This window comes from Pseudomonas sp. TE6283 (assembly GCF_054060555.1).
In genome coordinates, this window is the sequence record NZ_JBSSDH010000005.1 from 256088 (window position 1) to 268405 (window position 12318).

The following is a 12318-nucleotide window of genomic DNA, read 5'->3' on the forward strand; positions in this document are numbered from 1 at the left end:
CCTTGTCCGCTCAGATCATCGCGATCGACGCAATGGGCGGGGACTTCGGTCCCCGCAACATTGTCCAGGCTAGCATTGCCTGCCTTTCGGCTACCCCCTCGCTGCACCTGACCCTCGTCGGTCAACCCTCCCTCCTTGAAGATCTCGTCAGCGGCCTTGCGGCTGCGGATCGCGCGCGCCTGCAGATTGTCGCGGCCAGCGAAGTGATCGGCATGGACGAGCGGCCATCGCAAGCGTTGCGGGGCAAGCCGAACTCGTCGATGCGCGTCGCCCTCGAACTGGTGCGTGATGGCAAGGCCCAGGCCTGCGTGAGCGCCGGCAATACCGGTGCGCTCATGGCCCTGTCGCGCCTGGTGCTCAAGACCCTGCCCGGCATCGATCGCCCGGCGATGGTGGCGGCGATTCCGACCCAGGCCGGCTATTGCCAGTTGCTCGACCTCGGCGCCAATGTCGATTGCAGCGCGGAAAACCTCTACCAGTTCGCCGTGATGGGCTCGGTGGCCGCCCAGGCCCTGGGCGTGCATCGGCCGCGGGTGGCGCTGCTCAATATCGGCACCGAGGACATCAAGGGCAACCAGCAGGTCAAGCTGGCCGCCAGCCTGTTGCAGAACGCCCGGGGCCTGAACTACATCGGCTTCGTCGAGGGCGACGGGCTGTACCGCGGCGAGGCGGACGTGGTGGTGTGCGACGGATTCGTCGGCAATATCCTGCTCAAGTCCAGCGAAGGCCTGGCGACCATGATCGGCGCGCGCATCGAGGCGTTGTTCCGTGGCGGGCTGCTGGCCCGGGCGGCGGGCGCCGTGGCCATGCCATTGCTCAAGCGCCTGCAGGCCGACCTGGCGCCGGCGCGACACAATGGCGCAAGCTTCCTGGGGTTGCAGGGCATCGTCATCAAGAGTCATGGTTCGGCGGGCGTGCAGGGTTTGCAGAGCGCGATCCAGCGGGCGTTGATCGAGATCCAGGAGAACCTGCCGCAGCGCTTGCATGGGCGCCTCGAAGACCTGTTGCCGTGATGAGGCTAAAACAGGTCTTAGGCATATCCGCAATGAAGTGCTTAAATGTGACCGCTTGGTCTGCCGCTCCATCCAAGCTTTCAGATTGCGCGCCCGGCCCAAGGCCCGGCGCACCCCATCCGACGACAAGATCATAAGGGCTTGTTCAATGTCTGCATCCCTCGCATTCGTCTTTCCTGGTCAAGGTTCCCAGTCGCTGGGCATGCTCAAGGAGCTGGGCGCCGAAAAACCGGTAATCGTCGAGACCTTCAAGGAAGCGTCCGAGGCCCTGGGCTACGACCTGTGGAAGCTGGTCCAGGAAGGTCCGGAAGAACAACTCAACCAGACCGACAAGACCCAGCCGGCCATCCTGACCGCCTCGATCGCCCTGTGGCGTCTTTGGCTGGAAGAGGGTGGCGCGCAGCCTGCGTATGTCTCCGGTCACAGCCTGGGTGAATACAGCGCCCTGGTCGCCGCTGGCAGCCTGTCGCTGAAGGACGCCGTGCGCCTGGTCGAACGCCGCGGTCAGCTGATGCAGGAAGCCGTGCCGGCCGGTCATGGCGCCATGGCCGCGATCCTCGGCCTGGACGACGCGGTCGTGGTCGAGATCTGCGCCAAGGCCGCCGAAGACGAAGTGGTCAGCGCGGTAAACTTCAACTCCCCTGGCCAAGTGGTCATCGCCGGCAACAAGGCAGCGGTGGATCGCGCCATGGAGCTGTGCAAAGAGGCCGGTGCCAAGCGCGCCCTGCCGCTGGCGGTCAGCGTGCCGTCGCACTGCGCGCTGATGAAGCCGGCCGCCGAGCGTTTCGCCGAGTCGGTCAACGCCATCGAGTGGAAGGCCCCGCAGATCCCGGTGGTGCAGAACGTCACCGCCGCCATCGCCGCCGACCTCGACGCCCTCAAGCAGGACCTGCTGGCGCAGCTGTACCAGCCGGTACGCTGGGTCGAGTGCGTGCAGGCCCTGGCCGAGCGCGGCGCGGTGAACCTGGTCGAATGCGGTCCGGGCAAGGTCCTGGCCGGCCTGAACAAGCGTTGCGCCGACGGCGTGACCACCTACAACCTCAACACCCCAGACGCTGTCGCCGCCACCCGTGCGGCGCTGGCCTGAATTCGGAGAAGCTTGCATGAGCCTGCAAGGTAAAGTTGCACTGGTCACCGGCGCCAGCCGTGGTATCGGCCAGGCCATCGCCCTCGAGCTGGGCCGCCAGGGCGCGACCGTGATCGGTACCGCCACCACCGCCTCTGGCGCCGAGCGCATTGCCGCCACCCTGAAGGAGCATGGCATCAACGGTACCGGTCTTGAGCTGAACGTCACCAGCGCCGAGTCCGTGGACGCGGTGTTGGGCGCCATCGGCGAGCAGTTCGGCGCGCCTGCCATCCTGGTCAACAATGCCGGCATCACCCGCGACAACCTGATGCTGCGGATGAAGGACGACGAGTGGTTCGACGTGATCGACACCAACCTCAACAGCCTCTACCGTTTGTCCAAGGGCGTGCTGCGCGGCATGACCAAGGCCCGCTGGGGTCGTATCATCAGCATCGGTTCGGTGGTGGGTGCCATGGGCAACTCCGGCCAGGCCAACTACGCCGCCGCCAAGGCCGGCCTGGAAGGCTTCAGCCGTGCCCTGGCCCGTGAAGTGGGTTCGCGTGGCATCACCGTCAACTCGGTGACCCCTGGCTTCATCGACACCGACATGACCCGCGAGCTGCCAGAAGCGCAGCGCGAGGCCCTGCAAAAAGAGATTCCGCTGGGCCGCCTGGGCCAGGCCGAGGAGATCGCGAAAGTGGTTTCCTTCCTGGCTTCCGACGGCGCAGCCTATGTCACCGGCGCCACCGTGCCGGTGAACGGCGGGATGTACATGTAAAAACCGCAACTCAATGTGACGGATTGCTTCAAAAAAGAGTCATACTGCGAGCCTAAAATCCGTTATAAAGCTGCAACCAGATTCCGGGCAGGGGGCCCGGTGGCCTGGTGGAAGGCGCGTTACGCTTGAAAAGCAGGCGTCTTCCTATAAACTTGGTCACCGGCCAGCTGCCTGACATATGTCCATTAGGAGTGAAAACTAGGTATGAGCACCATCGAAGAACGCGTCAAGAAAATCGTCGCCGAGCAACTGGGCGTCAAGGAAGATGAAGTGAAGAACAACTCTTCCTTCGTTGAAGACCTGGGTGCCGATTCGCTTGACACCGTTGAGCTGGTGATGGCTCTGGAAGAGGAATTCGAGACCGAAATCCCTGACGAAGAAGCCGAGAAGATCACTACCGTTCAAGCTGCCATCGACTACGTCAACGCCCACCAGGCCTAAGACGTTTCAGTCGACGCTACTTGTCGGGAAAAACCGCACTGCCGTCGCCGGCGTGCGGTTTTTTCTTTGCAAGCCCTGCAATCAGCGGAGTCTGTTGCCAGGCCATTGGCCGCGCCAGTGCACTGGCAAGAGACTCTGTAATTTGAAAATGAGGAGAGTACTGTGTCGCGTAGACGCGTCGTGGTCACTGGTATGGGTATGCTGTCGCCACTGGGTACCGATGTACCGAGCACCTGGCAGGGCATTCTGGCTGGCCGCAGTGGCATTGGTCCGATCGAGCATACGGATCTGTCTGCCTACTCCACCCGTTTTGGCGGCTCGGTAAAGGGCTTCGAAGTCGAGCAGTACCTGTCGGCCAAGGAGGCCCGCAAGCTCGACCTGTTCATCCAGTACGGCCTGGCGGCCGGCTTCCAGGCGGTGCGCAACGCCGGCCTGGAAATCACCGACGCCAACCGCGAGCGCATTGGCGTGGCCATGGGCTCGGGGATCGGTGGCCTGACCAACATCGAAGAGACCAGCAAGACCCTGCACGAGCAGGGGCCGCGCCGGATCTCGCCGTTCTTCGTGCCGGGCTCGATCATCAACATGATCTCCGGCTTCCTGTCGATCCACCTGGGTCTGCAAGGGCCGAACTACGCGATCGCCACCGCCTGCACCACCGGCACCCACTGCATCGGCATGGCCGCACGTAACATCGCCTACGGCGAAGCCGACGTGATGATCGCCGGTGGCGCCGAAATGGCCGCCTGCGGCCTGGGCATGGGCGGCTTCGGTGCGTCCCGCGCGCTGTCGACCCGCAACGACGAGCCGGCCCGTGCCAGCCGTCCGTGGGACAAGGGCCGTGACGGCTTCGTGCTGTCCGACGGTGCCGGCGCCCTGGTGCTCGAAGAACTGGAGCACGCCAAGGCCCGTGGCGCCACCATCTACGCCGAGCTGGTCGGTTTCGGCATGAGCGGCGACGCCTATCACATGACCTCGCCGCCCGACTCCGGCGAAGGTGCTGCCCGCTGCATGGCCAACGCCCTGCGTGATGCCGGCATCCAGCCTGAGGAGGTCAGCTACATCAACGCCCACGGTACCTCGACGCCGGCCGGCGACGTGGCCGAAGTGGCCGCGATCAAGCGCGTGTTCGGTGAGCATGCCTACAAGCTGGCGGTCAGCTCGACCAAGTCGATGACCGGCCACCTGCTCGGCGCCGCCGGCGCGGTGGAGGCGATCTTCAGTGTCCTGGCGATCAACAGCCAGATGGCGCCGCCGACCATCAACCTGGACGAGCCCGACGAAGGCTGCGACCTGGACTTCGTGCCTCACCAGGCGCGCAGCATGCCGATCGACGTGGTGCTGTCCAACTCGTTCGGCTTCGGTGGCACCAACGGTTCGCTGGTATTCCGTCGGTTCGCCGACTGATGCACAGCTGGATCGATGGCCAGGACGCGGCTGCGGTCAATCTGCAGAACCGCGGCCTGGCCTACGGCGATGGCCTGTTCGAGACCATTGCCGTGCGCGGCGGCAGGCCCAGCCTGCTGGCCCTGCACCTCGACCGCCTGGCGCTGGGTTGCCAGCGGCTGGCGATCGAGGTCGACCTGGCGCTGGTTCGCAATGAACTGTTGCAATTCGCCCAGCTGCTGGGCGAGGGCGTCGCCAAGCTGATCCTGACCCGCGGCGACAGCCAGCGTGGCTATGCCCCGGCGGCTGGCGCCCAGGCGCGGCGCATCCTGCAGGGCAGCCCCTTGCCGGCCTATCCTGGCGAACATGCCGAACAGGGCGTGCGCCTGTACGCCTGTCAGACGCGGCTGGCGGAACAACCGCTGCTGGCCGGGCTCAAACACCTCAACCGCCTCGAGCAGGTGCTGGCCCGCGCCGAATGGCAGGATCCGGCGTTTGCCGAGGGCTTGATGCGTGACGGCCAAGGGCGGGTGATCGAAGGGGTGTACAGCAACCTGTTCCTGGTGCGTGATGGCGTGCTGCTGACTGCCGAGCTGAGCCGTTGCGGCGTGGCCGGGGTGATGCGCGCGGCATTGCTGGAGCAGGCGCGGTTGCTGGGTATTCCCACCCAGGTACGGGACTTGCCGCTGGAGGCGTTGGAGCAGGCCGACGAAGTGTTCGTCTGCAACAGTGTCTACGGCATCTGGCCTGTGCGTGAATTCGCCGCGCTGAACTGGCCGGCCGGGCCGCTCACCCGTAAACTGCAGGCCGTTGCCCGTACGTTACTGGATACCTGATTCGTGAGACGCAAATTCCTGCTGCTGCTGGAAATGAGCTTGATCCTCGCCGGCCTGGCACTGGGCTGGGCCGCCTGGAAGGTCAACTCGGTCCTGGAGCAGCCCCTGCAAGTGGCGCAGGAGCGACTGCTCGACGTGCCCAGCGGCACGACGCCCAACCGTATGTTCTATCGCATGCAAAGCGAAGGCCTGCTCGACGATCCGCTGTGGCTGCGTCTTTACTGGCGCTTCAACATGGCAGGCACGGCGCTGCATACCGGCGAGTACCGGGTGACCCCGGGCATGACCGTGGGGCAGTTGTTCGACGCTTGGAAGCGCGGTGACGTGGTGCAGTACAACCTCACCCTGGTCGAGGGCTGGACCTTCCGCCAGGTGCGTGCTGCGGTGGCCAAGCATGAAAAGCTCAAGCACACCCTCGAAGGCTTGTCCGATTCCGAAGTGATGGACAAGCTCGGCCACACCGGTGTGTTCCCTGAGGGCCGCTTCTTCCCCGACACCTATCGCTTCGTGCGAGGCATGAGCGACGTCGAGCTGCTGCAGCAGGCCTACATGCGCCTGGACGAAGTGCTGGCCAAGGAGTGGGCCGAACGCAGCACCGACCTGCCGTATCGCGATCCGTACCAGGCGCTGATCATGGCCTCGCTGGTGGAAAAGGAAACCGGCATTCCCCAGGAGCGTGGGCAGATCGCCGGCGTGTTCGTGCGGCGCATGCGCCTGGGCATGATGCTGCAGACCGACCCGACCGTGATCTACGGCATGGGCGAGCGCTACAACGGCAAGATCACCCGCGCCGACCTGCGCGAGCCGACTCCCTACAACACCTACACCATGACCGGCTTGCCGCCGACGCCGATCGCCATGGTCGGGCGTGAGGCGATCCATGCCGCGCTCAACCCCAGCGACGGCTCGAGCCTGTACTTCGTCGCCCGCGGCGACGGCAGTCATGTGTTCTCCGACGACCTGGATGATCACAACAGCGCGGTGCGCGAGTTCCAGCTCAAGCGTCGGGCGGATTACCGTTCCAGCCCCGCGCCGCAGGCCGAGCCGGCGACGCCCGAGCCGCAGGCGGCACCGGACGCGGCCCCTGCGCCCGCGCCGCAAGGCGATGCGCCGGCCCCCACCGATGAATCCGCGCCGGCCGACACGTCGGTGCCAGAAGATACTAAGGAACACTCGTGAGCGGTTTGTTTATCACCCTGGAAGGCCCTGAAGGCGCCGGCAAGAGCACCAATCGCGATTACCTCGCGGCACGTTTGCGCGAGCAGGGCGTCGATGTGGTCATGACCCGCGAGCCCGGTGGCACGCCTTTGGCCGAGCGCATCCGCGAACTGCTGCTGGCGCCGAGCGAGGAGCGCATGGCGGTCGACACCGAGCTGCTGCTGATGTTCGCCGCCCGAGCCCAGCACCTGGCCGAAGTCATCCGCCCGGCGCTGGCCCGTGGCGCTGTGGTGCTGTGCGATCGCTTTACCGACGCCACCTACGCCTATCAGGGCGGCGGCCGCGGCCTGCCGGTGGAGCGCATCGCCATCCTCGAGGCCTTCGTCCAGGGTGAACTGCGTCCTGACCTGACCCTGGTTTTCGACCTGCCCGTGGAGGTCGGCCTGGCCCGCGCCGCGGCCCGTGGCCGGCTGGACCGCTTCGAGCAGGAAGGCCAGGCCTTCTTCGAGGCGGTGCGCCAGGCCTACCTGCAGCGTGCCGGCCAGCAGCCGCAGCGTTACCGGCTGCTGGACGCCGCACAGCCGTTGAGCGCGGTGCAGCAGGCCATCGACGCCCTGGTGCCGGGCATCCTGGAGCGTTGCCGTGGCTGATGCCTACCCCTGGCAGCAGGCGCTCTGGCAACAACTGGCCGGGCGCGCCCAGCATGCCCATGCCTACTTGCTGCATGGCCCCCAGGGCATCGGCAAGCGCGCCCTGGCCGAGCGCCTGATGGCACGGCTGCTGTGCCAGCAGCCGCAGGGGTTGGATGCCTGCGGCCAGTGCAAGTCGTGCCTGTTGCTCAAGGCAGGCAGCCACCCGGACAACTTCGTGCTGGAGCCGGAGGAGGCCGACAAGCCGATCAAGATCGACCAGGTGCGTGATCTGGTGTCGTTCGTGGTGCAAACCGCCCAGCAGGGCGGGCGCAAGGTGGTGCTGATCGAGCCGGTGGAGGCGATGAACATCAATGCCTCCAACGCCCTGCTCAAGAGCCTGGAGGAGCCCTCGGGCGATACCGTGCTGCTGCTGGTCAGCCACCAGCCCAGCCGCCTGCTGCCGACCATCAAGAGCCGCTGCCAGCAGGTCGCCTGTCCGCAGCCTAGCCAGGCGCAGAGCCGCGCCTGGCTGGCCGACGCCCTTGCCGGCAGCGCCGAGGAAGAGCGCGAGGAGCTGCTGACCCTGGCCGCCGGTTCGCCGCTGATGGCCGTGAGCCTGCAGGCCCAGGGCGTGCGCGAGCAGCGGGCGCTGGTGACCGAGGGGGTGAAGAAGTTGCTCAAGCAGCAGCAGTCGCCCAGCCAGCTGGCCGAGGCCTGGAGCAACGTGCCGTTGCTGCTGCTGTTCGACTGGTTCTGCGACTGGTCGCACCTGATCCTGCGCTACCAGTTGACCCAGGATGAGGAAGGACTAGGCTTGGCCGACATGCGCAAGGTGCTGCAGTACCTTGCGCAGAAGAGTCGCCAGGGCAAGGTGCTGGAGGTCCAGGCGTGGATCCTCGAGCAGCGCCAGAAGGTGCTGGGCAAGGCCAACCTCAACCGTGTACTGCTGCTCGAAGCCTTGCTCGCCCACTGGGTGCAGCTGCCGGGCATGCGCTGATTTCCACCGTTCATTCATGTGTGTCGTGTTCCCATGCTCGTAGATTCCCATTGCCACCTCGACCGCCTTGACCTGAGCGCCCACCAGGGCTCTCTCGACGCCGCCCTGCAGGCGGCCCGTGAGCGCGGGGTAGGGCACTTCCTGTGCATCGGCGTGAGCGCCGAGAACGCCGGCGCGGTCAAGGCGCTGAGCGAGCGTTACGCCGACGTGGACTGCTCGGTGGGTGTGCACCCGCTCGACCTGGCGCCCGGCGAGACGCCGGCGCTGGAGTGGCTGTTGCGTGAATTGGCCCACCCGCATGTGGTGGCCATCGGCGAGACCGGGCTGGACTACCACTACGAGCCGGAGGCCGCCGAGTTGCAGCAGGCCTCGTTCCGCCTGCACCTGGAGGCCTCGCGGCAGACCGGCAAGCCGGTCATCGTGCACACCCGGGCGGCCCGCGAGGACACCCTGGCGCTGCTGCGCGAGGCCAGCCTGCCCCAGGCCGGCGTGCTGCACTGCTTCACCGAGGACTGGCCGATGGCCAGGGCCGCGCTGGACCTGGGCTACTACATCTCGCTGTCCGGCATCGTCACCTTCCGCAATGCCGACGCCCTGCGCGAGGTGGCCCGGCAGGTGCCGGTGGATCGCCTGCTGGTGGAGACCGACTCGCCGTACCTGGCGCCGATCCCGCATCGCGGCAAGCCGAACCTGCCGCAGTATGTGCGGGAAGTGGCCGAGTATGTGGCGTCGCTGCGCGGGGTGAGCTACGAGCAGTTGGCCGAGCAGACGACCAGCAACTTCAAGCGACTGTTCCCGCTGGCAAGAGTGGCCTGAGGTCGCTGCGCCGAACCTTCCGAACCGGGCAAAAAAAACCCGGGTTCTGGGGGGGGAATCCGGGTTAAGACCATTAGGAGTAAAACAAAGGCACACGGTCCCTGGGCACCTTTATCGACGCGCCACTTGGGGGGGGATGCGCCGCGCCAACACTTCAAGTATTGGTCAGGATTGGCGCCCCGCCAGCGGCGATTGATCGTTTTTTAAACAGATTTGGAATACGTTCGCAGCCCCTTGCGCGTTCAATGCATGGCAATCTGTCCTACCTGCCGCAGTGCTTCGTCGATCAGGCGGTGGTCGGTATAGAAATGTGGGGAAAACCGTACCCCGGGGCCGCGTACGGCGCAAATGACCCCGTGTCCGCTCAGGGCCCGATAAATGTCAGCGTTGGCATGGCCGTCCAGGCTGAAACTGACGATGCCGGCCCGCCGTGACGGATCGCCTGGGCTGTGCAACTGGGCTCCGGGAATGGCCGTCAGCCCTTGATGCAGCTGCTCGACCCGCTGCCCCAGCTGTTCGGCGACCACCGTCATGCCGACTTCCTCCAGCAGTGACAGGCTGGCCTCCAGCGCGCAGGCGCCGAGCATGTTCGGGCTGCCGCACTCGAAGCGTCGCGCACTGCGCGCCGGTTGCCACTGGCGGCGCTCGAAATCGCCAAGGTGTTCCAGCATGTGCCAGCCATAGGCATGCAGCTTCAACTGCCGGCGCAACTCGCTGCGGCAATAGAACACCCCCAGACCCTCGGGGCCGAGCATCCACTTGTGGCCGTCGGCCATGGCGAAGTCGCATTGGCAGTGCTGCACATCGAAGGGCAGGGCGCCGACCTGCTGGATCGCATCGACGCAGAACAACACGCCGCGCTGGCGGCAGGCGGCGCCCAGGCGTGCCAGGTCCAGGCGCAGGCCGCTGGCGAACTGCACGGCGCTGACCGACAGCAAGCGCGTTCGCGGGCCGCAGGCGGCGATCAGCGCCGCTTCCGGGTCGGCGCCGGCCAGGCTTGCCTCGACCACTTCGACCCCGCGATCAGCCAAGGCCTGCCAGACCACGCGGTTGGAGGGGAACTCCTCGTCGCTGATGACGACCTGGTCGCCGGGCCGCCAGTCGAGACCGAAGGCCACCAGCGACAGCGCCTGGGAGGTGTTGCCCACCAGGGCGATGTCGCCGGTGGTGGGTGCGTTCAGCAAGCGTGCCAGGCGTTCGCGCAGGCGGCGCTCAATGGCCAGCCAGGCGGGATACTCGCGGGCGCCCAGGCGGACATTATCCTGGGCGAAGCGTGCCACGGCCTCGGCGGTGCGGCGCGGCCAGGGGGCGATCGCCGCGTGATTCAGGTAGCACAGGCCCGGCGCCTGCTCGAACTCATCAAGAAACACAGACATGGTTGGAAGATCCGTGCAATTTGCCGCCAGTTAGGCATAATAATCCGCTTCGATTGTCATCCCAGTCCTTCTTTATGCAGAAAGAACCTCGCAAGGTCCGTGAGTTTCGCCGTCGCGAACAAGAGATCCTCGACACGGCGCTCAAGCTGTTTCTCGAACAGGGTGAAGACAGCGTCACCGTCGAGATGATCGCCGACGCCGTCGGTATCGGCAAAGGCACGATCTACAAGCACTTCAAGTCCAAGGCGGAAATCTACCTGCGCCTGATGCTCGACTACGAGCGCGACCTGAATGAGCTGTTGCATTCGGCTGACGTCGACCGCGACAAGGAAGCCCTGTCGCGTGCCTACTTCGAGTTCCGCATGCGCGACCCGCAGCGCTACCGGTTGTTCGACCGCCTGGAAGAGAAGGTGGTCAAGGGCAATCAGGTGCCGGAAATGGTCGAGCAGCTACACAGCATCCGCGCCTCCAACTTCGATCGCCTCACCCAACTGATCAAGGGGCGCATCAGCGAGGGCAAGCTCGAGGACGTGCCGCCGTACTTCCACTACTGCGCGGCCTGGGCCCTGGTCCATGGCGCGGTGGCGCTGTACCACTCGCCGTTCTGGAGCAATGTGCTCGAAGATCAGGAAGGTTTCTTCCAGTTCCTCATGGACATCGGCGTGCGCATGGGCAACAAGCGCAAGCGCGACCCGGAAGCCTCGAACTAAAGCCGTCCAAGGCGCGCCCGTCGAGTCTTCGTCGGGCGCGTTGCATCCAGGCTTCGACGGGAAGGCTTGCAAAAACCTGATTTTTGAGTCAGGTTTTGCCCGCCAGAATCTTCCACGCCGGAGTCATCCATGATCGTCGATCGTCAAGGCAGGCGCTTTCGCAACCTGCGCGTCAGCCTGACTGCTGCCTGCAACTATGCCTGCACCTACTGCGTGCCCGATGGCAAGCGCCTGGTGGCGGCGCAGGACGAGCTCACGGCGGATGCCCTGGCCCGGGGCGTGGCCTACCTGGTGGAGGCGGCCGGGGTCGAACGGCTGCGCATCACTGGCGGCGAGCCGCTGCTCAGCCCGCGACTGGAAGCCTTTCTCGGCGCGGTGGCGGGCCTGGGGCTGGACGACATCAGCCTGACCACTAACGGTCAGTTGCTCGCCCGCAAGCTGCCGCTGCTGCGTGATGCCGGTATCCGTCGGCTCAACGTTTCCCTCGACACCCTCGACGCCAGTGCCTTTCGCCGGATCGCCCGGGGCGGCGACCTGGCCAGCGTCCTGGCGGGCATGGCGCAGGCCAGTGCTGCGGGCATGGCGATCAAGGTCAACATGGTGCCCATGCGCGGACAGAACCTCGATCAGGTGCTGCCGCTGCTCGACTACTGCCTAGAACGAGGCTACGAGCTGCGCTTCATCGAGCTGATGCGCATGGGCCACCTGGCGCGCGACGCAAATGCCTTCCTGCAGCAGTTCGTTGGCCTGGAGCAATTGCTGGCGCTGATCGGCCAGTCGTACAGCTATGAGCAGGCGCCGCGCCCGCTGGATGCCACGGCCCTGCGCTACCGCATTCCCGGCAGGGGTCATTTCGGCGTGATCGCCAACGAGAGCGTGCCGTTCTGCCGCAGCTGTTCGCGCCTGCGCTTGTCGTCCACCGGCTGGCTGCATGGCTGCCTGTCGTCGAGCAATCGTCACTTTGTCGGCGACCTGCTCGACAAGCCCCGGCATCAGGCGCTCCCGGCATTGCAGAGGCTGCTGGTGAGGGCCCTGGCGGACAAGCAGGACGTGGCGTTCTCTGGTGATGTGATGGTGATGAAGGTAATCGGCGGCTGACTCTGGCGCAA

At 65.7% G+C, this 12318-nt stretch carries 13 protein-coding genes; 12 read left to right on the forward strand and 1 reads right to left on the reverse strand.

All coding sequences use genetic code 11. From position 1 onward, the window contains the following. Window positions 1-2 precede the first annotated feature (2 nt). The 10 genes from plsX to ACVWZ5_RS10130 all read left to right on the forward strand — a co-directional run bounded on the left by plsX (window position 3) and on the right by ACVWZ5_RS10130 (window position 9123). A complete protein-coding gene (plsX, locus tag ACVWZ5_RS10085; protein WP_411830253.1) occupies window positions 3-1013 on the forward strand; it encodes a phosphate acyltransferase PlsX in 1011 nt (336 codons plus the stop codon). 148 nt (window positions 1014-1161) lie between these two features. Next, window positions 1162-2100, forward strand: coding sequence for an ACP S-malonyltransferase (fabD, locus tag ACVWZ5_RS10090; RefSeq protein ID WP_028690989.1), 939 nt, complete (start codon window positions 1162-1164; stop codon window positions 2098-2100). Window positions 2101-2116: 16 nt separating this feature from the next. After that, complete coding sequence (gene fabG, locus ACVWZ5_RS10095; RefSeq protein WP_457340589.1) at window positions 2117-2857, forward strand: 3-oxoacyl-ACP reductase FabG; 741 nt, start codon at window positions 2117-2119, stop codon at window positions 2855-2857. Window positions 2858-3061: 204 nt separating this feature from the next. After that, entirely contained in the window at window positions 3062-3298 is a 237-nt protein-coding gene (gene acpP, locus ACVWZ5_RS10100) for an acyl carrier protein (RefSeq protein ID WP_062573288.1), read from the forward strand. Window positions 3299-3460: 162 nt separating this feature from the next. After that, complete coding sequence (fabF, locus tag ACVWZ5_RS10105) at window positions 3461-4705, forward strand: beta-ketoacyl-ACP synthase II (protein WP_062573289.1); 1245 nt, start codon at window positions 3461-3463, stop codon at window positions 4703-4705. Then, a complete protein-coding gene (pabC, locus tag ACVWZ5_RS10110) occupies window positions 4705-5520 on the forward strand; it encodes an aminodeoxychorismate lyase (RefSeq protein WP_062573290.1) in 816 nt (271 codons plus the stop codon). Before fabF ends, pabC begins: the two co-directional genes overlap by 1 nt. A 3-nt stretch (window positions 5521-5523) precedes the next feature. Further along, window positions 5524-6699, forward strand: a complete 1176-nt coding sequence (mltG, locus tag ACVWZ5_RS10115; RefSeq protein ID WP_084942609.1) for an endolytic transglycosylase MltG — start codon at window positions 5524-5526, stop codon at window positions 6697-6699. Beyond that, window positions 6696-7328 carry a dTMP kinase gene (gene tmk, locus ACVWZ5_RS10120; protein WP_062573292.1) on the forward strand — a complete coding sequence of 211 codons (633 nt, stop codon included), beginning with the start codon at window positions 6696-6698 and terminating at the stop codon, window positions 7326-7328. The genes mltG and tmk overlap by 4 nt, the downstream gene beginning before the upstream one ends. Next, complete coding sequence (locus ACVWZ5_RS10125; protein ID WP_084942611.1) at window positions 7321-8307, forward strand: DNA polymerase III subunit delta'; 987 nt, start codon at window positions 7321-7323, stop codon at window positions 8305-8307. The genes tmk and ACVWZ5_RS10125 overlap by 8 nt, the downstream gene beginning before the upstream one ends. 33 nt (window positions 8308-8340) lie before the next feature. Beyond that, window positions 8341-9123: a TatD family hydrolase gene (locus tag ACVWZ5_RS10130; RefSeq protein WP_028690996.1), complete on the forward strand. Its 783-nt coding sequence runs from the start codon at window positions 8341-8343 to the stop codon at window positions 9121-9123. A gap of 242 nt (window positions 9124-9365) precedes the next feature. Here ACVWZ5_RS10130 and ACVWZ5_RS10135 read toward each other — a convergent pair whose 3' ends face one another. Then, window positions 9366-10499: an aminotransferase class V-fold PLP-dependent enzyme gene (locus ACVWZ5_RS10135; RefSeq protein WP_343579308.1), complete on the reverse strand. Its 1134-nt coding sequence runs from the start codon at window positions 10497-10499 to the stop codon at window positions 9366-9368. Between the two features lie 74 nt (window positions 10500-10573). Here ACVWZ5_RS10135 and ACVWZ5_RS10140 point away from each other — a divergent pair, with 74 nt between their 5' ends. Then, window positions 10574-11209: a TetR/AcrR family transcriptional regulator gene (locus tag ACVWZ5_RS10140; RefSeq protein WP_028690998.1), complete on the forward strand. Its 636-nt coding sequence runs from the start codon at window positions 10574-10576 to the stop codon at window positions 11207-11209. A gap of 129 nt (window positions 11210-11338) precedes the next feature. After that, complete coding sequence (locus ACVWZ5_RS10145) at window positions 11339-12307, forward strand: GTP 3',8-cyclase MoaA (RefSeq protein WP_301143892.1); 969 nt, start codon at window positions 11339-11341, stop codon at window positions 12305-12307. The last annotated feature ends 11 nt before the right edge of the window (window positions 12308-12318 follow it).